Below are 23617 nucleotides of genomic sequence, written 5' to 3'. Positions count from 1 at the left end.
GTTTACAGATGCAGATGCACTGCAATATTGCGCGAGCCCAACGACTGCCTGTAAGATGGCCAAGCAGTTGATTTAGTATATGGTTTTACGGTCTGAAACAATCCTATGAGCGATCTATATAAAATAATGGGCGTTAGCCGGGATGCAAGCCAGGACGAGGTAAAAAAAGCCTATCGTGAACTGGCGAAAAAGCTGCACCCCGACCGCAACAAAGACGACAAGGCAATCGCCGACCAGTTCAAGCGTGTATCTGCCGCTTATTCGGTTCTGGGCGACAAAGAACAGCGCGCCCGTTACGACCGTGGCGAGATAGACGAAAACGGTAACGAACGCCCCCCATCATACGGCTTTGGTGGTGGTCAGGCAAAGGGACGGCGCTACAGCTCTGACAGCCGCTATGATCCGTTTGATTTTGAAGAAGCCAGCGACGTTTTTTCCAGCTTTTTTCGCTCCGCCGCCGGGCGTGCAGGCCGCAGAGGAACTGCGTCTGACGGTACTGGCAGCAGTGCACGCGAGAATCCATTTCAATCGTCGGGGCGCCGCAAGGGCCTGGACATCAACTACAAGATCACAATCGGCTTCGAAGAATCCATCATCGGCGGCACGCGGCGTATATCACTTAATGACGGCCGCTCGCTGGATATCAAAATTCCGTCCGGCATCAAGGATGGCCAGATTATTCGCCTTTCCGGACAAGGTGGGCCTGGGGTTGGTGGTGCGCCAAAAGGCGATGCGCTTGTTGAAGTTACCGTTGCCCCCCACCCCTATTACCGGCGCGACGGCCTTGATATCCTTCTCGACCTCCCGATCTCGCTGGATGAAGCTGTGCTTGGCGGCGACATACAGGTGCCGACTCCTAAAGGGCGCCTTACTATTCGCATTCCCAAAAACAGTTCAACCGGCAAACGCCTCCGCCTCAAGGGCAAAGGTGTGAAGCGCGGCGAGGAAATAGGCAATATGTACGTGACGCTTAAGCTTATGCTGCCTGCAGAACGTGACCCTGCACTTGAGAAACTGGTGAAGGACTGGGGGGCAAAAGGGGGTGACGCACTTCGGCGCAAGGCAGGCCTCAATTAATGGTAAACGAGATCAAAAGCCTTCCGCCTGCGCTTGAGCGTCACAAAAAGGTCTGGACCCGCGCTTTTGTACACTTCTTCGCCAACAACGGCCTTGATGCGGCAGGAAATATGGCTTTTCTGACCATGCTGTCGCTGTTCCCGGCCCTAATCTTCCTCGTCGCCGTCTCAGGTTTCATGGGGCAGACGGAGAGCGGCCTGGAAGCAATCCAGTTCATGTTGTCGGTTTTACCGCCCGAGGTTGAGGAAGTGATTGACGGGCCGGTGCGCGGCATTATTGAGAACACGGGCGCGGAGATCCTCACGGGTTCGATCCTCTTCACCATCTGGACGGCGGCGAACGGAATTGAAGCCGGGCGCGGCTCGCTGATCAAGGCGTTTGGCCGCGAACATGCCCGTGCGATCTGGATCAGGCGCCTGGAAAGCCTTGCTATTGTGGTTTTTGGCGCTGTTACGATTGTCATCGGCATGTCCGTTCAGGTTCTCGGCCCGCCCCTTGTCACCGCCTTCACCAGCCTGTTCCCTGACGTCATCTCAAGCGGCCTCAATTTACTTTGGAAATACCTGAGCCTGCTGGTAAGCCCTGCAGTCTTGCTACTGGGTCTGTATACAATGTATGTGGCCCTGACCCCACGCCGCATCAAAAAGCCCGTGCGCCTACCCGGTTCTTTGCTCAGCTTGGTGGTTCTGATGGCAACCGCCCGGGGATTGAGCATTTACCTCAAATATGCCGGGCACTATGATGTCACTTATGGCTCGCTTGCCGGCGTTGTTGTGATGCAGTTGTTCTGCTTTTTCGTAAGCTTGGGCTTTGTGCTTGGTGCGGAACTGAACGCAGCCTATACGTTCGAGGGGCGGGAGAAGAAGGAACCCGACAGCCTTGATGAAGAACCGGACGTAGAGATGCCGGAGGACTACCAGGAAGCATTGATCAAATCTGATAGCAGTGAAGACAATAAAGAAGACGCAGAAACCACTGGGAACAAAGACAGTTAAGCGATTGACGGATAAGGTTCTTGGTGTAGGATGCGCCAAAATTTCGGCCTAACAGATAAAATAGAGGGGCTACGATGACAAAATTGATGGAAGGAAAGCGCGGCCTGGTCATGGGGGTGGCTAACGACCGCTCAATGGCTTGGGGCATTGCCAAGGCGTGCGCAGAACAGGGTGCTGAAGTTGCGTTCACCTATCAGGGTGATGCACTCAAAAAGCGCGTAGAACCGCTGGCGGCGTCTATTGGTTCGGATTTCCTTGAGCCATGTGACGTCTCCGATGGCGCGTCAATTGACGCCATGTTCGAGAAGCTCGGCAAAAAGTGGGACAATCTTGACTTTTTTGTCCACGCCATTGGCTACTCCGACAAAAACGAGCTGCGGGGCCGCTACATTGATACGTCGCTCGACAACTTCCTGATGACCATGAATATCTCGGCCTATAGTTTCGTCGCCGTCGCACAGCGTGCGGAAAAGATGATGCACAACGGCGGCAGCATGGTCACCTTGTCTTATTACGGCTCCGAAAAGGTTGTACCGCATTATAATGTCATGGGCGTCGCGAAAGCCGCGCTAGAGTGCAGCACGCGCTATATGGCACGCGACCTTGGCGAAAAAGGCATCCGCGTGAATACCATTAGCGCCGGCCCGATGAAAACATTGGCGGCTTCTGGCGTTGGTGATTTTCGCATGCTGTTGAAATACAATGAGAAAAATGCACCTCTCCGCCGCAATATCACGCTTGATGACGTCGCGGGCGCCGGGCTCTATCTGCTGTCGGACCTGTCGTCAGGCGTCACCGGGGAAACCCATCATGTGGATAGCGGTTTCTCAACTACTTGCATGCCCACAGACGATGACGCGATGAGAAAACTCATCGAACTGATGGACAAATAAGGGAACATATATGTCCTTTAATACCTTTGGCAGACTTTTCCGCTTCACCACCTGGGGTGAAAGCCACGGCCCCGCCCTTGGGGCGACGGTCGACGGTGTCCCGCCGTTGCTGGAGATTTCGGAAGCTGACATTCAGGTGTTTCTGGATAAACGCAAACCCGGACAAAATAAATATACGACACAGCGCCGGGAAGCTGACGCTGTGAAAATCCTGTCGGGTGTCTTTGAGGGCAAAACGACGGGCACCCCTGTGCAGTTGATGATCGAGAATACCGACCAGCGCTCGAAGGATTACGGCGACATCGCCAAAACCTTCCGTCCGGGCCATGCAGATTATACCTATATGGCCAAATATGGCATTCGCGACTATCGTGGCGGCGGTCGCTCAAGCGCGCGGGAAACCGCAGCACGCGTTGCCGCGGGTGCCATTGCGCGCAGGGTGCTGGGGGACGGCATCACCATTCGCGCCGCCATGGTGCAGATGGGCCGGACCAAGATCGATTATGACCGCTTCGATTGGGCTGAAACCGGCAAAAATCCTTTCTTCTGCCCGGACCCGGTGGTGGCAGAACAGTGGGCCACGGAACTGGAAGCCATTCGCAAATCCGGCAGTTCTGTAGGCGCGGTGATTGAAGTTGTCGCTGAAGGCGTGCCAGCAGGCTGGGGGGCGCCGGTTTATGGCAAACTGGACGCGGACCTTGCAACCGCGCTGATGAGCATCAACGCCGCCAAGGCCGTTGAAATTGGTGCGGGTTTTGAGGCCGCATGCCTGACAGGCGAGGAAAATGCTGACGAAATGGTGCCCGGCGACAACGGCAAGCCCGAGTTCCTCTCGAACAAAGCCGGGGGCATATTGGGGGGCATTTCGACGGGACAGCCCATTGTGGCTCGCTTCGCTGTTAAACCAACGAGCTCAATCCTCACCCCACGAAAAAGTGTAACGATAGACGGGGAAAGTACGGAAGTGATCACCAAAGGTCGCCACGATCCCTGTGTGGGCATCCGCGCCGTGCCGATCGCCGAAGCCATGATGGCTGCCGTGCTCGCTGACCACATGATGCTGCACCGGGCACAATGCGGCGACTAGCGTCGCGAATACTGGCGCATTTCTCCGTTCTGACGTAAACTGCCCGCTCCAACGAGGGGGACATTCATGCGAAAATGGCTGAAATATATCTTAGCGGCACTGGCTATAGTATTGATGGCTGCCATTTACCGTGTGTGGACCCCAGATATCCCTCACGACGTACTAGCTGAAAAATACGCGACCGGTGCCTCGGATTTTCTGGATTTGCCTTCCGGCGCCCGCGCGCATTTCCGCATGCGCGGCAACTTCGAAGGGCGAACCTTGGTCTTGTTGCATGGCTCGAACGCTTCCCTGCATACGTGGGAGCCATGGGTTGACGCGCTGGAAACCGACTTTTTTATTGTCACCGTTGACTTGCCCGGCCATGGCCTGACCGGCAAAACCCCAAATGAAGACTATACCTATAATGGCATGGTCACATTTGTGGATGAATTTGTCTCCACTCTCAACCTCCATCATTTTGTACTCGGTGGCAACTCCATGGGCGGCGGTGTCACCCTCGCCTATGCGCTTCGGTATGCTGAGAAACTGGATGGCCTTGTGCTGGTTGATGCCGCAGGCATTGCCCCGTCCGAAGACACCAAAATTAAAGTCGACCGACCCATGGCGTTCAAGCTGGCAGGCCACTGGTATAGTGACTGGATCCTCAAGAACATCACCCCGCGCAGCATGGTAGAGGAAGGCCTGAAAAAATGCTTCTCAGACGACACCAATGTCACTGAGCGCAAAATCGACCTTTATTGGGAACTGGCCCGCCATCCCGGCAACCGGGAAGCCACGGGCAAACGTTTCGCCTGGTACAGGGAAGGCCGTTCGTCGCTATTGATCGATACCATCACTCTCCCGGCACTCATTCTGTGGGGGGAGGATGACCGCCTTATACCGGTTGAAACAGGCACCCTGATGCATGAGAAGCTGGTGAACAGCGAACTTATCACTTACCCTGACGTCGGGCACCTGCCAATGGAGGAAATCTCCGCGATCTCTGCGACTGCGGTACGGAGCTTTCTTGCGGGGCTTGACGCTGTTCAAATAGACGCTTCAGAGCCGGGTGAAGGTCCCAACTAGCTCAAGATGCGACGACCACAAGAACTGGTCTACCGGCAACACGCCCTCAAGCACATATCCACTGTCTGCAAGCGTCCTTGCATCCCGGCTGAATGTGTTGGGGTTGCATGACACGGCAACAACCCGCTTTACGTCTGACTTGGCAACCTCGGCCACTTGCGCCGCCGCGCCCGCACGAGGCGGGTCAAACACGACAGCATCGACTTTTTCAAGCTCTGTGGCGCTGATTGGTTGGCGAAAGAGGTCCCTGTGCCGGGTAATGACCTGCTTGAGGTCAGGCGCCACCAATACCCCCGCTTTCAACGCATCCAACGCATCCCTGGCACCTTCAGCCGCCATCACCTGATGCTCTCGCGCCAATGGCAAGGTAAAGGTGCCAATGCCGGAAAACAGGTCAGCGACCCGGCCAAAACCTCGGCATCCATCCACTACAGCTTTTACAAGTGCAGCTTCCCCCTCGTCCGTCGCCTGAATAAATGCGGCAGGTGGCAATGGTACTTTAACCCCTGCAAAATCCATCACCGGTTCGCGTCTGATCGCTACCGGGTCCAGGAAGCCTTGGTCCCGCCAATGCAAGGACGCGACGTCTTGTGAATGGGCAAACTCCACGAGACGTTCACGCGCCGCAAGCCCTAGCGCCATTGGCGCGTCAATCATCATATCAACACCGCTCGCTGTCAGCGTCATATGCACAGTGGCGGCCATTTTGGCCTCAAAGACAGCATCAAGCACCCTACGCAGAGGCTCAAACAGGGCTGTGAGCTCTTCTCGCGTGACTGGGCACGCCGTGACGTCAACAATCTGGTGGCTTTGCCGTTCGTTAAAACCAAGTACAACACCTGCGGCGACTTTAAGCGCCTTGAGCGCAACCCGGCGGCGACTTGCAGGGGGCGTGATCACCGGGTCCAGCACCGGCACATCGTCAAAACCGTGTTGCTTAAGCGCCAAAACCGCACGGTTTTTCACCCAGCCACTGTATGTTTTTGCATCCATATACTGCAGTTGGCAGCCACCACAGGCACCAAAATACGCACATACGGGCGCGCGGCGGCTCTCGCTCTCGGAAACAATCTCCAGAAGCTCGCTATAAATACCGTTGCGGCGCTTGTCCTTCACGATCACCCTCGCCACATCACCCGGCATGGCGAAGGGCACAAATACAGGAACACCATCATGGCTTGCAATGCCATCCCCTTGAGCGCCAATCGACGTGATCGTTACTTCCAGAATATCAGCCGCCATGTTTCACACCGTAAATGAGGAACTCAACATTACCTTCGGGGCCCTTGATCGGGCTCTCCGTGATACCTTCGGCATGCCATCCTTCAAGGCCGTCAAGCCATAGGCGGATATCTTCACACACAGCTTTGTGCAGCTCCGGATCACGCACCACGCCGCCTTTGCCAACATTCTCACGCCCCACTTCAAACTGCGGCTTGATCAGCGCAATCAACTTCCCGCCAATCTTCACCTGGGCAAGAGCAGCGGGTAGTACGGTCTTGAGTGAAATAAAGCTGGCGTCGCACACTACGAGGTCAACCGGTTCAGGAATTTCAGCGGCTGTCAGGTACCTTGCATTGGTTTTCTCAAGCACGACAACGCGTTCATCGTTTCTGAGTTTCCAGGCCAGTTGGCCAGAGCCCACATCAACTGCATATACGCGCTTGGCGCCATTGGTCAGGGCAACATCGGTAAACCCGCCGGTAGATGCCCCAACATCAACGACGACGGCACCTGTTGCGGCAACGCCAAATTCCACCAGCCCCTTTTCCAGCTTGAGGCCGCCGCGACTGACCCAGGGATGGTCCTTGCCACGGACATCAAGCGGCTGATCTTCCTTGATCTGTTGCCCGGCTTTAAGGATTTTTTTTTCGCCAGAGAACACGACGCCAGCCATAATCAGCGCCTGTGCCTTGGCGCGGCTCTCGACAAGGCCGCGATCCACCAGCGCTACATCAGCCCGGATTTTTGCGGCCATCATCCTATCCTTCCAGTTACCGTTTGGTGCTTGCCGCCAGATCGTCAGCAGCCTGCCCCAAGTCGTTTCGGCCCAGGGCTTTCAATACGGCAGCCAGAATGCCGGACGCGTTGAGGCCAGCATCCTCATACATCTGTTCCGGCTTTCCGTGGTCCTGAAACAGGTCCGGCAACTTCAAGGCACGAACCTTGAGTTTGCCATCCAGAATGCCCTCTTCCGCAAGGAAATCCATTACATGAGCACCAAAACCACCAATGGAATTTTCCTCAATGGTGATCACAAGCTCATGGCTTGCGGCCAGGTCGCGGATCAGTTGTTCATCCACCGGCTTGGCAAAGCGTGCGTCGGCCACGGTGGTGGACAGCCCCCTTGTTTCCAGCTCTTCAGCCGCTTTAACGGCTTCGCCGAGGCGCGTCCCCAGCGACAGAATGGCGACCTTGGTGCCTTTCTTGACGATCCGTCCCTTGCCTATCTCGAGCACTTCACCTTTCGCCGGAAGCGCGACGCCGGTACCTTCCCCGCGCGGATACCGAATTGCCGAAGGCCGGTCGTCAATGGAATGTGCGGTCGCCACCATGTGTATCAGCTCAGCTTCATCTGCTGCGGCCATCACTACCATGTTTGGCAGGCTCGCAAGATACGTTACGTCGAAGCTGCCTGCGTGCGTCGGACCATCGGCTCCCACAAGGCCGGCGCGATCGATCGCGAAACGTACGGGCAACTTCTGTACCGCCACGTCATGAACGATCTGGTCGTAAGCGCGCTGAAGAAAAGTAGAGTAGATTGCCACAAATGGCCGATACCCCTCTGTGGCCATACCTGCCGCAAATGTCACAGCGTGCTGTTCGGCGATCCCTACATCAAAGGTACGGTCCGGGAAGCGTTTGCCAAATTTATCCAAGCCTGTACCAGACGGCATCGCAGCGGTGATAGCGACAACCTTGTCATCTTTTTCCGCAATGTCACCAAGGGCTTGCGCAAAGATATTCGTGTAGGTGGGCGCTTTTGGCTGTGATTTTTTCTTCTCGCCCGTCACAATATTAAACTGCGGAACCGCGTGGTATTTTTCCTGGTTCGGTTCCTCAAACGGGTGCCCTCGACCCTTCTCGGTCACCACATGCACGAGGATCGGTCCGTCAATGGCATCCCGTACGTTCTCAAGCACAGGTAACAGGTGGTCAAGGTTATGCCCGTCGATCGGCCCCACGTAATAAAAACCAAGTTCATCAAACAGGGTACCGCCACCCGCGGCCATGCCGCGGGCATATTCTTCCGCCTGGCGAGCACGGTCCGCCAATGGGCGCGGCAGCATATCGATCAGTTTTTTGCCAATTCCGCGAAGGCTGAGAAAAGTATGTGAGCTTACGATCTTGGCAAGGTATGCACTCAAGCCACCCACCGCTGGCGCGATAGACATATCATTGTCATTCAGGATAACGATAAGCCGATTGCCAGCCTGTTCAGCATTGTTCATGGCTTCATAGGCCATGCCGGCGCTCATGGCTCCGTCGCCAATTACCGCAATGGCTTTACCCGGGTTGCCGGACATCTTGTTGGCGACCGCCATACCCAGCGCCGCGCTTATGGATGTGGAAGAGTGTCCGGCCCCGAATGGGTCAAAATCACTCTCGCCCCGCTTCGTAAAAGGCGACAAGCCTTCCGGCTGGCGGATGGTACGAATACGATCGCGGCGCCCGGTCAGGATTTTATGGGGATAAGCCTGGTGTCCCACGTCCCAGATCAGGCGGTCCTTTGGCGTATTGAATACATAGTGAAGGGCTACCGTGAGCTCCACTACGCCCAAACCCGCACCAAAGTGCCCGCCCGTCACAGACACAGCGCTGATCATTTCCTCGCGCAGTTCATCTGCCAGTTGCCGGAGCTTCGCAGCAGGCAGTTTTCGCAAGTCGTCTGGGCTCACAATTGTGTCCAGCAATGGCGTTTCGGGGCGTACGCTCAACTCTCTCATCCTTCTACGGCGCCTGATTTTCTATATTTTATCAGCATTTAAGCTGAATGTATTCAGGCGCGTCGATTTATAGCAAAATGCGCGACAGCGCGCAAAAGCGACGCTTTATCGTCGAAAGTAGCCAAATGTTCAATAGCCTGATCCGACAACATACGTGCCTGGCTCCGCGCGCGTTCCACCCCCATTAATGTCACCAATGTCGCTTTACCGGCCTCTTCATCCTTACCCACGGCCTTGCCAACCTCATCTTCGCTGCCTTCAACGTCCAGTAGGTCGTCGGCGATCTGGAACGCGAGGCCCAGATCACGGGCGTATCCGTGGATGCTGGCCCGTGCTGCTTTGCTGGCGTGGCCCATGATGGCACCGGCTTCGGCGGCGAAACTGATCAGCGCACCTGTTTTCATCTGCTGAAGTCGGTGTATGAATGTTTCGTCCATCTCATGCTGACCGGCGGTCAGATCAATCATCTGTCCACCAACCATGCCGTGATGCCCCGAAGCGCGCGCCATTTCCCGGACCAGATTGAGACGAACATACGGATCTGAGTGTGTCTCATCACTGGCCAGAACTTCAAAAGCCAGGCTTTGAAGGGCGTCACCCGCCAGAATAGCAGTAGCCTCGTCAAACGCTTTGTGCACGGTTGGCTTCCCGCGGCGCATGTCATCATCATCCATGGCGGGCAGGTCGTCATGCACCAGTGAGTAACAATGAATGCATTCGATCGCCGCCGCCACCCGAAGGGCTTGCGAACGATCTACGCCAAAAAGCTCTGCACTGGCCAGCACAAGGAAAGGCCGCAACCGTTTGCCACCAGAGAAAAGCGAATACCGCATCGCCTCAATCACACGGCCTTCCGGGCCATCCGGCACCGAGAGAATGGGGTCCAATACGCGCTCGACTGCGGCAGATGTCGCCGCAAGCGCTTCCTTCAATGGGCCATTATTTTCCACTCGGGCCCCGCCTATTCAACGTCTAGCGGGGCCGTGCCAGCCGCATTACCTGACGCATCAAGCGTGATTTTCTCAATTTTCGCCTGCGCGTCTTTCAACTTTGCTTCGCAGTGGTTCTTGAGCGCGGTGCCTTTGGTGTAAAGGTCGATGGACTGTTCAAGTGACGCGTTGCCAGATTCAAGTTTTGCCACCACATCTTCAAGCGCGGCCATCGCCTGCTCGAAACTCATGGTTTTCAAATCTTCGTTGCTGGTCTTCGCGTCTGCCATCCGTCTCACCCGTTATTCCAAAGCATATTTCTGTTGAATTTGATTGGCAGTTATAGGCCCGCTAAAGCACGGACGCAAAGGTTATTCCTGCAAATAGCTCTCAATAAACTTCGGTGAGCGAACGCATGGAGATGCCAGGCAGCTTTGTTGTTGAAGCGAGCAGAGTATCGGTGTCAAATTCGCCGGTCGCGGTAAAGTGGTTCACGCCCTCGCGTGGCTCCCGCGTCATAAGCCCAAGGGCTTCAAGAAGATGCAAGTGCGCGATCGCTTCGCCAAGCGCCAGGTAAAAATCCATGCCCGTTATCTTACGCCTGAAGAGGGCTGGAAATGTCTGAACAGGTGTGCGGCACTCTGTGCACCATTTGTGCAATGCTTCAAGCTTCTCGATATGACCGCCGATCAGTGCATCCAGTCTCTGCTGAAGCCCGATAAACACGCGGCCATGGCTTGGCAACACCAGCGGGTTACCCGGCACCGCGCGCATGCGGTCCAAGCTGACAATCCAATGCGCTAGCGGATTGCCCATCGGCTCCCGTGCGTGCACCGAAACATTCGAGGTGATGCTTGGCAGGATCTGGTCGCCACCAATAAAAAGCGGCTCGTCAAGGCAGGACAGGCAAGCATGTTCAGGGCTGTGACCACGACCGACAACAACCCGCCAACGCCGGCCACCCATGGTAATGAGCGAACCGTCCTCTATGCGGTGATAGGTTGCCGGCAACGCTGATACGCCGCGACGATAATTATCAAAACGTGCACCCCTGATTGCAGGCTCGTAGGATTGATCAACGCCGTTACTGAACAGGAACTTGACCTCATGCTCGGGCACCGCTTCCGTGCCACCCAGCCAAAGCGTGGAAGCCAGAAGATATTCCGCCTGTGTAATGTAAAATGCAGCACCATGACGTTCAGCCAACCAACCGGCAAGACCAAGGTGGTCTGGATGCATATGGGTCGCCACAATACGGCTGACGGGTCTACCATCAAGCAAGCCCTGCTCCAACGCCTCCCACGCGGCTTTACCCCGGTTGCCGTTCGAGCCCGTGTCAACCAACGTCCAGCTATCGCCTTCGTCGAACAGATATACGTTAATGTGGTCCAGCGACCACGGCAGCGGAATACGCGCCCAGTGGATGCCCTCCGCAACCTCAACCGTTTTATCGCCTTCCGGCTTCGTATTCAGGGGAAAGGCAAGCCCTTCTTTGTTTGCGCGCTCCAATTCGCGAGCTTCGGCTGCCTTACGTTTTTCCGCGCGATGATCCGCCACATCGGAACCATCAAGGTCCGACGCGGCCTTCTGACGTTCTGTGCTGTCCATAATACTGGTTCACGGCAAAAGTCTGGCTCAGTTGCGCGCGAAGCTCTCCTCTTCCATTGCCATCAGGCTTTCAGCTCCACTCTTTATAGGAGCTAGAAGCGCTGTAGCAGAAGGCAACAATTGTTCGATAAAAAACTGCGCAGTTGTCATCTTCGCCTTGAGAAAACCTGCGTTACCCGCGCCTGCTTTCATGCGGGACGCGGCTTCTTCCGCCTGCACCGCCAAAAGATACCCACCCACGACGCTACCAAACAAGCGCAGGTAAGGTGTCGCGGCGGCCGCCGTATCAACAATCCTGTCAAAACCATTGTCAAACAGATACTCAGCGGCGGCTTCAAGTGCATTAATCCCGGCTTTCAGTTCCGAGAGCGTAGCATCAGCAAGGCTGCTCATCTCCCCTGCCGCCACCTTCATCTCTGAAATGAGGGTTCGCCAATGCGCACCGCCATCGGCCATCAACTTGCGGCCAACAAGATCAAGCGCCTGGATGCCATTGGTGCCTTCATAGATGGGCGCGATGCGGCTGTCCCGGTAATATTGCGCCACACCGGTTTCCTCCACAAAGCCCATGCCGCCGTGGACCTGCACTGCCAGCGATGACGCGTCAACACCGATATCGGTGGAATATGCCTTCGAGATCGGCGTCAGCAGGTCTGCCTCCCCCTTTGCTTTTGCCCGCGCTTCCACATCCTCAAGCGAATGCGCACGGTCAAGCGCCCAGACATTGCGGTAAATGATCGCTCGCGCGGCCTCGGCCGTCGCGCGGATCGTCATAAGCATGCGGCGCACGTCAGGGTGATTGATGATTGTCACGCTTTCGCGCGTTTCAGCACCAACCGCCGCGGACTGCACACGCTCGCGCGCAAAGGCAACGGAATGCTGGTAAGCGCGCTCCGCGACCGCCACCCCCTCAAGACCCACACCGATACGAGCATGGTTCATCATGGTGAACATGTTGCGCATACCCTGGTTTTCTTCACCCACGATATAACCAACACAGTCCCTATCATCGCCGAAGGACATCACGCAGGTTGGGCTGGCATGGATGCCGAGCTTATGCTCGATACTGACACACCGCACATCGTTGCGCTTGCCGGGCGTACCGTCATCGTTCAGCAAGAACTTGGGTACAATGAACATGGAGATGCCCTTGGTGCCAGCAGGTGCGTCCGGCAGGCGCGCGAGCACAAGGTGAATGACGTTTTCAGCCAGATCATGCTCACCCCAGGTGATGAAAATCTTTTGCCCGGTAATGCGGTAGGTGCCATCCGCCTGCGGTACAGCTTTTGAGCGAAGCGCTCCCACATCAGAGCCCGCCGCCGGTTCTGTCAGGTTCATGGCACCAGACCATTCTCCGGAAATCATCTTGGGCAGATAGCTGTTCCGCTGCTCCTCGGTGCCGTGCGCATCAATGGCCTCAATGGCACCGGCTGTCAGCAAGGACAGCAGGCTATAGGCCATATTGCCCGAGGTCACCATTTCCGTCACAGCGATAGAAAGCGTGTGCGGCAAGCCCTGCCCGCCCAGTTCAGGCTTGGCAGACAAGGTTGACCACCCCCCTTCAACATAAGCCTGATGCATGGGCTTGAATACGTCGGGAGTAATAACCTCGTCGCCTTCGAGCCTGGCGCCAACTTCGTCACCAACACGGTTGGTGGGTGCAATAATACTGCTGGCGAGTTTGCCTGCTTCTTCGAGCACAGCAGCGACAAGGTCTTCACCTGCTTCTTCAAAGCCCGGGATCGAAGCCCACGCCTTCATGCCACCAACGGTCTCCAGTGCAAAGCCAATCTCTTCAAGGGGTGCGCGATATTCACTCATAGTCATTCATTTCCCGTTTGCGCGCCAAATAGGCATTGTCAGCCAGAGCTTAGTCGCCTATCAGCTATATTGATGGTAAAGCTTTGTCCCGTTGAGCAGAATTTGTGCATGGCAATATTCAAAACTCAAGTCGTTTCTGAACACGAAGATGGTGCAATTTCAAGCGCTGTCGAGCTTTTACGCGCAGGAAACCTTGTGGCGATACCCACTGAAACAGTGTACGGGCTCGCGGCTGACGCTACGGAACATTGTGCGGTGCAGCAAATATATGAGGCCAAGGGCCGCCCTTCAAACAACCCGCTTATTTGCCATGTATCCGACATCGAGATGGCCAAATCCTATGTGGTCGTGCCACCGATTGCAGAAAAAATGATGCAGCGATTCTGGCCCGGGCCGCTTAGCCTCGTACTTGAAATGCGGCAGGCAACAAAAATAGCACTGCCAGTATCCGCCGGGCTACATACCCTTGCAGTACGATGCCCTGACCACGAGATCACCCGACAGATTATTCGCGCCCTTGGCCACCCGATCGCCGCACCCAGCGCAAACCCATCCGGCAAATTGTCGCCTACATCCGTGGCAGATGTCAAAACAGGCCTTGGCGGCAAAATCCCGCTGATTATTGACGGCGGCAATACAGACGTTGGTATTGAATCAACCATTGTTGGTGTGCGGGCTGGGAAGCTCTATCTGCTGCGTCCCGGCACCGTTACCGCCGATGACATTTCCCAGGCGATGGGTGAGCCTGTCTTTGACCGCGACAACAGCGAAATCACCGCGCCGGGCCAGCTTGCGAGCCACTATGCCCCGACCGCACATGTGCGGATGAACGCCAGCCACGCAGATGACAGCGAAATCATGATCGGCTTTGGCGATGTAGCCGGGAACTATACACTTAGCCATAGCGGCGACCTGCGGGAAGCCGCGCAAAACCTGTTCAGAATACTGCGGGCGGCCGACAATACCGGCGCGCAAACCATTGCCGTCGCTCCCATTCCCAACCACAGTATCGGGATCGCGATTAACGACCGGCTAAAGCGAGCGGCCGCACCAAGGGAGGCCACATGACGCAAAACACGCATATGGAAAATCTGCGTCAGATCGCGGGGCCTGATGGCTCGACCTCGGAAGCAGATATTTTGACGCCGCACCTCACCGAGTGGCGGGATAAATTTCACGGCAGCACACCATTGATGCTGATGCCTGCCGACGTTGAGACCGCATCAAGGCTCATTGCCTACTGTCAGGAATATAACATCAAACTTGTTCCTCAAGGGGGAAATACGGGCCTCGTCGGTGGCAGCACGCCCGGCCTTGAGGGCCGTACGGAAGTGCTTTTCAGCACCAAACGCCTCAACAAACATTGTGTCGTTGACGCAGATAATTTTTCCATCACGGCAGACGCCGGATGTACCATCGCCGAGTTGCAGACGCAAGCGGCCGCGCATGACCTGTTGTTCCCGTTATCGCTTGCATCGGAAGGCAGTTGCACAGTCGGCGGTGTCATCTCCACCAATGCAGGCGGCATCCATGTACTCAGATACGGTACAACGCGCGCCTTGACACTTGGCCTGCAGGCTGTTTTGCCAAACGGTGATATTCTTGATGAACTCACCGCGCTTCGCAAGAACAACACCGGCTATAACCTGAGCCAACTGCTTGTCGGGGCTGAAGGAACCCTTGGCCTGGTGACCAGAGCAACCTTCAAATTATACCCAAGGGAAGTGCAGAAACACACTTGCCTGCTCGCCGTCGACAGTCCCCAAAAGGCGCTAAAACTGCTCGCATCCGCCCGCATAGCCAGCGGCGATCGGGTATCAGCTTTTGAACTGATGCCGCGCTTCGGCATTGAACTCGTCCTCAAACACATCCCGGGCACGAGCGACCCCCTCGGCGGCAGTCACCCGTGGTACGTACTGACCGACATCGCCAACAGCCGGGGCGACGCAGCGCTCGAACACGATATCAGTGCCTGGCTTGAAACATCCATTGAAGACGGCGTTATAGCTGACGGATCTGTTGCCGCCTCGCTGTCACAAGCAGCTGATTTCTGGCGGTTGCGGGAAAGCATGTCGGAAGCGCAAAAAATTGAAGGCGGCAGCATCAAACACGATATTGCCGTACCTGTCTCTCGCGTACCGGTGTTTCTGGCCAAGGCGAGCGATGCTGTTTTGGAGCTGATACCTAACGCCCGCCTAGTGGCTTTTGGCCATCTGGGCGATGGTAATATCCACTTCAACCTCATGCAGCCGCAGGGGACTGACAAGCTTCAGTTTCTCGCCCGTTGGGAAGAAGTCGCAACGCTTGTCCATGACATCGTCACCGGTTTCGGAGGGTCCATTTCCGCCGAGCACGGCATAGGGACGCTGAAAAAGAGAGAGCTCTCGCGATTGAAATCAGATGCGTCTCTCGCAGCCATGCGGTCTATCAAGAACGCACTGGACCCCAATACCATCATGAACCCGGGCGTGCTTTTCAACGAATAACCAGCTCATCGGTTACGCGGGTTAATTCCAACCTTGTCGGCATAAAAGGCCTGTATTTCCCTTAGGTCTGCGTCCATGTTACCCGTCGGCCAAAATGTCGGGCCGATGCCCACCTCCCGCTTATCACGGTCAAGATAAGCAAGGACAATAGGTACCTCCGCCGTAACCGCTATCCGGTAAAAACCTGTTTTCCATTTGCTCACTTTTGCGCGCGTACCTTCCGGCGCCAGACCGAGAATGAGCGAGGGATGCCGCGCAAAAGCATTCTCCGCCCGCGCCACCACGCCCGCTGCTCCGCTGCTGTCCCGGTCAACAGGGATGCCGCCAAGCCAATAGAATAGCCACCCCATTGGCCCGCGAAACAACGTGTGTTTGCCCAGAAAGCGAACTTTCAGGCGCAATACGCCCACCAGCGCCATAAAGACCGGGAAATCCCAGTTGCTGGTATGAGGCGCCGCGATGGCAACAAATTTCGTGTGCTTAGGTACCTGCCCTACGACACGCCAATTTCCCGCACGCAAAATGAACCGCCCAACATAATCAAGCAGCGAAACAAAAAACGGTTCTGGTATATAAGCCGCGACACAATACATTCCCCATCGCCCCCCGCGGGAGAATTTCCCTAGCTCATAAAAAACGAGCGGACAAGGAATTTCCCGTCCGCTGCGTAGTTTAGAGCGCGGCCCCACTCAGGCAAAATGGGGCCGCGCTATTATACTCTTTTTGAGTACCCGTCAGATCTCAGGCAAAATCTTTAAGGCATGAGGATATTCGCAAGCCACATGCCAGTTTTTAAATGTATATAAATCAGTATATTCTGTTCTTTTGTCTCTATATGAGACACGCCATTGCCTTACATAGTGTATCATTTTAAAACATCGCATCAAAATGATACATCAAAGGTGTGGCCCGTCGTGTGGGGTTGAATACTGAAGCTGTCAGGCTGACTGACAACAGCCCAAGAACGTGCTGGCCATAGTGAGACACCTTCGCCACAGAATCTGTAATTGGAAGAATATGAGAGATATCACGCAGAAGCCACCGGGACAGGCAATACAGGCGCGTATCAGTGGCCCCTGATCAGGCGCTCATAGGCGATCAAAAGGACACCGATGACAGACTTTGAGAAGCCAGCCGCCTCAAGAAGGCGTGCAACGATCTTTTTATCGCCTTGCGACAACTTTGCCTCAACAGCCTCATAGGGACGGTCAAGCCGGACAGCCACTGCCATGGTAAACAGCCGAACGTTGCCGTTCTGGAGATAATTGAGCAACACGTCTGATGTCAGGCTTCCGATTGTGCTCAACTGCTGCAGATAGTTCTGGATCTCACTCAGTGGCGCCATTTCGAGCGTCCGGGAAAACACCTGCCGGTTGGCCATGGATACCAGATAGGAAGCATAGTCTGTTGCCAGGCCAAACTTCTCCGACAAATACTCGCCGTATCGCTTTGAAACCTTGAATATGATGCGTTCAACCACTTCAGCTGGCAAGTCGGCACGTTGCGCCAACTTCTCCATCAGGCTGCGTTCTTCCGGGAAACGCTCCACCACACGGTGGTGGCTACGCCCCGACAGCGTCGCAGTGTCATTCTCCACCAGCGTGGAAACAGCGTCATAACTCCCGACATCACTGATAGCGAAACTGACAACCTCAGATAAATGAGACCGCTGGGCAATCGCCTCCTGCTGGCCGGAGCCACAACTACGCACGATATCCTCAAGGAAACTATCGTCGATGGCCTGCGAGGCCATCAAAAACGGCATGGAGACCTGATCTATATCCTGAGCGAGCTTGCTTACAAGCTCACGGGGTAAGAAACTGCAGGCCCGAAGCTCTTTTGAAAGCGCCTCCCGCACAGAGATCGCCGCATCCTCCACCAGCAATTGCGCAAGCTCAAGCGCATCGTCGCTTTCGCCCGCTCCATTTTCACGAGCCAGAATCCTGCCAACTTTACGGGCAATCTCTACCCGGGCCTCAAGGTCTATATTCCGAAGTTCTTGCATCTGCGACACGTCAATACTCATGCAGGTCACCCAATTCCACTATGGCAGATTGTCATGATATACTGCCGGGGCTGCGAATACGTGGTTTGCATAAAAATTCCTAGGGAAAAGTGATCTTTTTAAGGCCATTTGCGAAACGAACTGCATTGTCCTGGTAGATTTTAGCAGACAAATTGATCATTTCCTGCTCCTGATCGGTCAACTTGCGGACAACCCGCGCAGGCGACCCTACGATAAGAACACCCGCGGGAAATTCCTTCCCCTCGGTGATCAGGCTGTTGGCGCCGACGATCGAGCCTTCGCCTATTTTTGCATGGTTAAGGATCGTACTGCCCATACCGATAAGGGTGCGATCAGCGATCTGACAACCGTGCAACATCACCTTATGGCCGATGGTGACGTCACGACCAATATCAATCGGCGCGCCCATATCGGTATGCAAGACAGACTGGTCCTGGATATTGCTACCTTCGCCGATTGTTATCGGATCGTTATCGCCACGGATGGTAACGCCAAACCAGACACTTGACCTTGCTGAAAGCTTAACGTTTCCAATAACTGTAGCATTATCTGCGATCCAGACAGACTTGTCCTCGATCTCTGGCTGAACGCCATCTAATTCATAAAGCATACAAACCCCACACTTTCCTCTTCCAACTTACACATGAATTTCGAAACTTGCCAATGCTAAGCTTAATTCTGTCACGACAAATAGCCCGCAATAGGGTAATGAACACCCCTTCTGTCGCAAAATGGCTGCAAGATGAAAAAGATCGAACACAACGAACTTGAATGGCGTGATAATGCGCCCGTATCCGCCCACTTCGGTGATGTATATTATTCCGCTGAAAACGGCCTGGCGGAAGCGGATTATGTTTTCATCAAAGGCACCGACGCGGTGGATGGCTGGAGAAACAAAGATCACTTCGTGATCGGAGAGACCGGCTTCGGTACCGGGCTGAACTTTCTCGCCACCTGGAAAGCCTTCAGGGAAAGTGGCGCCAAAGGCAGGCTGACCTTCATTTCAGCGGAGGGATATCCGCTGACAGAAAAAGCGCTTGAGGCAGCTCATGCAACTTTCCCAGAGGTCGCCAGCTTCGCGGCCAGATTGCGTGCGGCGTGGCCACCCGCAGCCCCCGGCTTCCATTGTCGTCACTTCGATGACGGGCGCGTTACGCTCCTGTTGCTTTTTGGCGAAGCCGCAGCATCGTTTGGCCGACTGCGCGCCAAGATGGACGCTTGGTATCTGGATGGTTTTGCGCCGGCCAAAAATCCTGCGATGTGGTCGGACGATGTGTTGGACCAAATCGCCCGATTGTCGCTACCGGGCACCCGTTTCGCGACCTTCACTGCGGCGGGATTTGTCCGCCGCGGCCTCATCGCGCGTGGCTTTGATGCCGCAAAAGTGTCGGGGTATGGCAGAAAACGGGAACGACTTGTCGGTGCTGCCGTCGCGCCCACATCTTTATACAGCAAGGACGTCTCGCTCCCCGAATGGGCCACGCTTGGCGAGGCCAGCGACGGGCCTATCGCCGTGATTGGGGGTGGCATAGCCGGGGCCAGCGCTGCACACGCGCTGCAACAGCGAGGGCGAGCGGTCACACTTATCACAAGCCCCACAGCCCAGCAGGCAAGCAATGTTCCTTCCGCCATTTTGGCCCCGCGTTTCCTATTGGATGACCAGCCGGCTGCCGAGTTTTTCACCAGTGCCTATGCCTATGCGTCGAGCTTCGCACCGTTCGCTCGTGCGTGGTCGGAAGTCCCCGGCATCACCATGCTGCCCAAAAATACGAAAGATGCGGAACGGCTCAATGCCATCGCATCCCATCTTGGTTGGGCGGCGGACTGGCTGGAGGAAGCAGCCGAAGGATTGAACCTTCTGCGCGGCGGCAGCCTGGATACAGCGATGGCGCTGCGCACTCTGCGGACTAGCCTGTCGGTGCATGAAATGCATGTCTCAAAGCTCGAGCGCACCAATAATGGATGGGCAATGGAGACCGACGAAGGCACGATGATTGAAGCCGCTCACGTTGTCCTTGCCTGCGGTTTGGACGCGACCAACCTTCTGGATACCCATTCCCGCCCCACCGTGCGGCCAAACCGCGGTCAGGTGGAAGTGCTGGATTCACAACAAGTGACAGCACCCGACGGGTCGGCGTCATTCGGCGGTTACCTGACAGCCAATACCAATGGCATACGCACGCTTGGCTCAACCTTCGACCGCATGGATGAGGCAACCCTCAGTGCCCATGCTCCTAAAGAAAGCGATCGCCGCCAAATTCTGGCAGCCTACAAGGCAGTTACCGGTAATGAGATATCTGGTGATGCGATAATGCGGTCCTGGGTAGGGCTAAGAGCCACGACACCCGACCATCTGCCCTATGCGGGCCCGGCTTACGACGGGGAGGCCGCGCGGCGGGTATATGCGCGGCTGGGCATTGATGCCAAAACTTGCGGCCTTGGCGCTCCGCCTTCCCTGACGGGGCTCAGCATACTCACAGGCCTTGGTTCAAAAGGTTTTCAGTACGGCCCGATACTGGGCAATTACCTGGCAGCCGGCCTGTGCGGCGACCCGCTACCGATGCCCACGGACCACATCGCGCTTCTACACCCAATGCGCAGACTGATCCGGGACATCATCAAGGGTCAGTCCTCTTCTGACAATTGATGTTCAAGCACCTCCAGTTCATGCAGTTCCCGCTTCTTTTTCCGGTAGTAAGGCCAGAGCGCCACAACTGACGCAATTATCGCAAGCCCGGCAACGGCAAGGGTGATATGGACCTCCTTCATGTGGTCAGGACCAACGTTCCGTGTTCCGTCATTCATGACCCAAAAAGCAAGGGGAAGGATGGCAATAGAGGCCACACCCATCCAACAATTCAGTTTCACGTAGCGGATACCGGCGCGTGCCCGTTTAATCTGCAAGCGCACAAGAGACAACGCATCGTCCTCCGCATGGCCCCAGGCACCCCGGCGAGACCAAAAACAAGCATATCCCCCGCCAACACAAAAGCAGACACCAAACACACCAAATACGACACGGGCCAGTGATTGCTGTTCAACAATCGCATAGAGAAAAACCGCCGCACCGACAATGCAGAACAATATTTCGACAAGGGCGATAAGGCGCATACGCCACCAGACCAGACGGGCGTTGCGAGCCAGTTTTTCCATATCTACCGGCGTACTATCCTGCCACATGGTCTTGAGATCATCCCACTCTGGCTGGTGGGACATATTCTTGCGATCACTCATTCAACGCCTCTCTGCACGGTATTGCCGCGTGCCATTTGAAGCTTCAGGGCTTCCTTGGCACGGCTGAACCGTACCATCGCGTTATTTTCTGAAATACCGAGGGTCTCTGCAATTTCCCGGTGCGAGAACCCCTCAAGCGCCAACGTCGTCACTTGTCGCAGGTTCAAAGGCAGTGCGCGCACCGCATACAGCAGTTGCGCGCGTTGCTGCTCTTTCTCGAGCCGTACTTCAGGCCCATCAGCCTTGCAGATAATCTCGTCATTGAGTTCAGCCTGTCGCGGACGGTTCGCCGCTTTCGCGACGTGAGAGACGGCCCTGTTCTGCGCCACCCGGGCAACAAAGGCTTTCAGGCTGCCGTCCCCGCGAAACTTGGGCAGGGCCTGCCAAAGGGCAAGGGACACATCTTGCAGTACCTCCTGCTGCTGAGCGGGATCAACCTCGTAAGAGGCGACGATCCGGCTCAGCATCGGCCCGTATTCGCCAAGTACCGCGTTAAATTCCACCCCTGCCCCCTTCAGGCTTCAAGTCATGCTTCAGCGAGCATATGTTCGCTTGACAAGCGCTTGATCGTCAAGCTCAGGCACAGTGCGGTGCCCAGAAGTCCCGCCGTCATTGCCGCAGCTGTCAGCTGGATATCCACAACACCCGAGAAAAAGATGCTGCCAAGGCTTTCCATGTCGGAGAAAATCGGCAAATAGTTCACGAACGCAGGCAGCTTGCTTTCACCGTATATCTTTGCATAACCGACGATTGCCGGCACCATCATCATCATCGACATATAGGTCTGGCCTTCCTTGAAGCTTTTGGCGTGAATGCTGACCACCAATTGCAGCGACGCCACAAACATACACAAGGTCACGAGCTGCAGCAGCGCAAGCATCATGCCTGGCGGTGTAACCTTTAGCGTGAAAGGCAACAGGTCCGCGGGCAACAGGGACAGCGCTATCAGGTTTACCGTCATCGTCGCCATGGTTCCGATAAGGCCAAAACTTGCCACCATAGCCCACTTCCCGATAGTTATAGTCGCGCTGCTGACAGGCAACACCATCAAAGAAGCAAGGCTTTGGCGCTCCCGTTCGCCCGCAAGGGCATCAAGCGCCACGCTCAGGCCCACGACAAAAGGCGCGAGGGTAAAGAGCAACATCATCATGTTACCCATGACCTTGTTGATAAAACTGGCTTTGGAGACGTCCCCTGTGGATATCTGCATCGGGGCCATCAAACCGGTAGGCACACCCCGTGCAACCAACCGGACAGTTGCTATCTGCTGGTTGTAGGCAAGCAGCGCCTCACTGGCTTTCATGCCGCGCTCCGCCGCGGTGCGAGACGTTTCGTCCACATAAACCCAGACTCTCGCCTGCTTGCCGTCGCGCAAACGCGCCGCATAATCATCAGGCAATACCACAAGCGCATCCGCACCCTCAGGCAGGCTTGTGGGCACTGGTTCACTCTCTGTCCCGGTAATGGCAAATCCCGCGCGTTCCAGATATGCCACAAGGCCGGGCGCCTGCGCCATGCCGTCGATGGCAATTGTAGACTTCACGTCAGGCGCGCGGTCATCAGACATCAGGTAAAAGAGAAAGGCAAACATCAGCGGAAAGCCAAAAACATAAGAAACGATAGCGATCAGCGCGCGCTTGTCACGCAGCATATCTTTCATTTCCTTGCGGTAAATGGTACCGATTGCGCGATTCATGCTGCGCTCCTTTTTGTTGTATTGATCGCTTCGTTAGTGAGCGCCACAAAGGCTTCCTCAAGGTTGGGCTGGCCACTGTCCCTCACAATGCCTTTTGGGCTGCCATCAGCGCAAATCAGGCCTTCCGCCATCATAACCACATGGTCGGACAATACCTCGACTTCCGCCATTACGTGGGACGAAAGCAGGACACAATGCCCCTCTGCCTTCAGTGCCAGTAATATTTCACGCAAAAGCCGGATGCTCATCACATCCAGGCCGCGGGTCGGTTCATCCAGCACAATATTCTGGGGCTTGTGCACAATGGCACCGGCAAGCGCTACTTTCATCCGCTGGCCCTGACTAAAACCCTCGGTCCGGCGGTCAAGAATATCTTCCATATGCAGAAGGCGAGTAACCTCCTCCACCGCATGGTCACGCGCCTGTCCCCGCATGCCCTGCAACTCGGCAAAATAGGCGATATGTTCGCGCGTTGTCAGCCGGGTGTAGAGGCCAAATTGGTCAGGAAACACCCCCAGCCGGGCCTGGGCCGCGATCGGGTTTCCAAGCACGTCAATACCGTCGACGGTAACTGTACCGCTCGTGGGCCGAAGCAACCCCGCGACAGACCGAAGCGTTGTGGACTTGCCTGAGCCATTGGCGCCAAGCAGTGTGGTAATCAACCCATCTTCGGCTGTGAAACTCACATCGCGTACAGCCTGCACATCGCCAAAGTTTTTCGCAATTTTTTGTATCTTTATCATGGTAATG

22 protein-coding genes are annotated in these 23617 nt (G+C 55.7%); 8 read left to right on the top strand and 14 right to left on the bottom strand.

Annotated features, from left to right (window positions below; all coding sequences use genetic code 11):
• Positions 1 to 105 precede the first annotated feature (105 nt).
• The 5 genes from OEU85_RS00735 to OEU85_RS00715 all read left to right on the top strand — a co-directional run bounded on the left by OEU85_RS00735 (position 106) and on the right by OEU85_RS00715 (position 5120).
• Complete coding sequence (locus OEU85_RS00735; RefSeq protein ID WP_262689516.1) at positions 106 to 1077, top strand: J domain-containing protein; 972 nt, start codon at positions 106 to 108, stop codon at positions 1075 to 1077.
• The gene (locus tag OEU85_RS00730; RefSeq protein ID WP_262689515.1) at positions 1077 to 2072 is read left to right on the top strand and encodes a YihY/virulence factor BrkB family protein; all 996 of its coding nucleotides are present in this window, start codon (positions 1077 to 1079) and stop codon (positions 2070 to 2072) included. Before OEU85_RS00735 ends, OEU85_RS00730 begins: the two co-directional genes overlap by 1 nt.
• 74 nt (positions 2073 to 2146) lie before the next feature.
• On the top strand, positions 2147 to 2965 hold the full coding sequence (gene fabI, locus OEU85_RS00725; protein WP_262689514.1) for an enoyl-ACP reductase FabI: 819 nt from the start codon (positions 2147 to 2149) through the stop codon (positions 2963 to 2965).
• Positions 2966 to 2975: 10 nt separating this feature from the next.
• Entirely contained in the window at positions 2976 to 4052 is a 1077-nt protein-coding gene (aroC, locus tag OEU85_RS00720) for a chorismate synthase (RefSeq protein WP_262689513.1), read from the top strand.
• Between the two features lie 66 nt (positions 4053 to 4118).
• Positions 4119 to 5120 carry an alpha/beta fold hydrolase gene (locus OEU85_RS00715; RefSeq protein WP_262689512.1) on the top strand — a complete coding sequence of 334 codons (1002 nt, stop codon included), beginning with the start codon at positions 4119 to 4121 and terminating at the stop codon, positions 5118 to 5120.
• Here OEU85_RS00715 and rlmD read toward each other — a convergent pair.
• The 7 genes from rlmD to OEU85_RS00680 all read right to left on the bottom strand — a co-directional run bounded on the left by rlmD (position 5094) and on the right by OEU85_RS00680 (position 13425).
• Entirely contained in the window at positions 5094 to 6362 is a 1269-nt protein-coding gene (gene rlmD / locus OEU85_RS00710; protein ID WP_262689511.1) for a 23S rRNA (uracil(1939)-C(5))-methyltransferase RlmD, read from the bottom strand. The two genes, OEU85_RS00715 and rlmD, sit on opposite strands and share 27 nt — an antisense overlap.
• Positions 6352 to 7098, bottom strand: coding sequence for a TlyA family RNA methyltransferase (locus OEU85_RS00705; protein ID WP_394805370.1), 747 nt, complete (start codon positions 7096 to 7098; stop codon positions 6352 to 6354). The genes rlmD and OEU85_RS00705 overlap by 11 nt, the downstream gene beginning before the upstream one ends.
• Positions 7099 to 7114: 16 nt before the next feature.
• Entirely contained in the window at positions 7115 to 9067 is a 1953-nt protein-coding gene (gene dxs, locus OEU85_RS00700; RefSeq protein ID WP_262689509.1) for a 1-deoxy-D-xylulose-5-phosphate synthase, read from the bottom strand.
• Positions 9068 to 9120: 53 nt separating this feature from the next.
• The gene (locus tag OEU85_RS00695) at positions 9121 to 10017 is read right to left on the bottom strand and encodes a polyprenyl synthetase family protein (protein ID WP_262689508.1); all 897 of its coding nucleotides are present in this window, start codon (positions 10015 to 10017) and stop codon (positions 9121 to 9123) included.
• A gap of 11 nt (positions 10018 to 10028) precedes the next feature.
• Positions 10029 to 10286: an exodeoxyribonuclease VII small subunit gene (locus tag OEU85_RS00690; RefSeq protein WP_262689507.1), complete on the bottom strand. Its 258-nt coding sequence runs from the start codon at positions 10284 to 10286 to the stop codon at positions 10029 to 10031.
• 100 nt (positions 10287 to 10386) lie between these two features.
• Positions 10387 to 11604, bottom strand: a complete 1218-nt coding sequence (locus OEU85_RS00685; protein ID WP_262689506.1) for an MBL fold metallo-hydrolase — start codon at positions 11602 to 11604, stop codon at positions 10387 to 10389.
• Between the two features lie 27 nt (positions 11605 to 11631).
• A complete protein-coding gene (locus tag OEU85_RS00680; protein ID WP_262689505.1) occupies positions 11632 to 13425 on the bottom strand; it encodes an acyl-CoA dehydrogenase in 1794 nt (597 codons plus the stop codon).
• Between the two features lie 108 nt (positions 13426 to 13533).
• Between OEU85_RS00680 and OEU85_RS00675 the strand changes: the two genes are divergently transcribed.
• Positions 13534 to 14493, top strand: a complete 960-nt coding sequence (locus OEU85_RS00675; protein WP_262689504.1) for an L-threonylcarbamoyladenylate synthase — start codon at positions 13534 to 13536, stop codon at positions 14491 to 14493.
• Complete coding sequence (locus OEU85_RS00670; protein WP_262689503.1) at positions 14490 to 15911, top strand: FAD-binding oxidoreductase; 1422 nt, start codon at positions 14490 to 14492, stop codon at positions 15909 to 15911. The genes OEU85_RS00675 and OEU85_RS00670 overlap by 4 nt, the downstream gene beginning before the upstream one ends.
• 5 nt (positions 15912 to 15916) lie before the next feature.
• Here OEU85_RS00670 and OEU85_RS00665 read toward each other — a convergent pair whose 3' ends face one another.
• From OEU85_RS00665 to OEU85_RS00655, 3 genes are all read right to left on the bottom strand, one after another.
• Positions 15917 to 16432, bottom strand: coding sequence for a lysophospholipid acyltransferase family protein (locus tag OEU85_RS00665; RefSeq protein WP_262689502.1), 516 nt, complete (start codon positions 16430 to 16432; stop codon positions 15917 to 15919).
• A 545-nt stretch (positions 16433 to 16977) separates the two neighbouring features.
• A complete protein-coding gene (locus OEU85_RS00660; RefSeq protein WP_262689501.1) occupies positions 16978 to 17937 on the bottom strand; it encodes a DUF2336 domain-containing protein in 960 nt (319 codons plus the stop codon).
• Between the two features lie 79 nt (positions 17938 to 18016).
• Positions 18017 to 18547 (bottom strand): gamma carbonic anhydrase family protein, encoded by a 531-nt coding sequence (locus tag OEU85_RS00655; RefSeq protein ID WP_262689500.1) that lies wholly within the window; start codon positions 18545 to 18547, stop codon positions 18017 to 18019.
• A gap of 132 nt (positions 18548 to 18679) precedes the next feature.
• Here OEU85_RS00655 and mnmD point away from each other — a divergent pair, with 132 nt between their 5' ends.
• On the top strand, positions 18680 to 20584 hold the full coding sequence (gene mnmD / locus OEU85_RS00650) for a tRNA (5-methylaminomethyl-2-thiouridine)(34)-methyltransferase MnmD (protein WP_262689499.1): 1905 nt from the start codon (positions 18680 to 18682) through the stop codon (positions 20582 to 20584).
• On the opposite strand, the gene OEU85_RS00645 is transcribed toward mnmD, so the two are convergent.
• From OEU85_RS00645 to OEU85_RS00630, 4 genes are read right to left on the bottom strand one after another with little or no spacing between them, the layout of a single operon-like run.
• Positions 20563 to 21171, bottom strand: a complete 609-nt coding sequence (locus tag OEU85_RS00645) for a hypothetical protein (protein WP_262689498.1) — start codon at positions 21169 to 21171, stop codon at positions 20563 to 20565. The two genes, mnmD and OEU85_RS00645, sit on opposite strands and share 22 nt — an antisense overlap.
• Complete coding sequence (locus tag OEU85_RS00640; protein ID WP_262689497.1) at positions 21168 to 21674, bottom strand: RNA polymerase sigma factor; 507 nt, start codon at positions 21672 to 21674, stop codon at positions 21168 to 21170. Before OEU85_RS00640 ends, OEU85_RS00645 begins: the two co-directional genes overlap by 4 nt.
• Before the next feature lie 23 nt (positions 21675 to 21697).
• Positions 21698 to 22867 carry an ABC transporter permease gene (locus tag OEU85_RS00635; RefSeq protein WP_262689496.1) on the bottom strand — a complete coding sequence of 390 codons (1170 nt, stop codon included), beginning with the start codon at positions 22865 to 22867 and terminating at the stop codon, positions 21698 to 21700.
• A complete protein-coding gene (locus tag OEU85_RS00630; protein ID WP_262689495.1) occupies positions 22864 to 23610 on the bottom strand; it encodes an ABC transporter ATP-binding protein in 747 nt (248 codons plus the stop codon). Before OEU85_RS00630 ends, OEU85_RS00635 begins: the two co-directional genes overlap by 4 nt.
• Positions 23611 to 23617: the final 7 nt, after the last annotated feature.

The organism is Kordiimonas aestuarii (assembly GCF_025574465.1).
Taxonomy (GTDB): domain Bacteria; phylum Pseudomonadota; class Alphaproteobacteria; order Sphingomonadales; family Kordiimonadaceae; genus Kordiimonas; species Kordiimonas aestuarii.
Note: the sequence above shows the minus strand (reverse complement) of the source record. Positions and strands in the feature narration are given on the sequence as shown.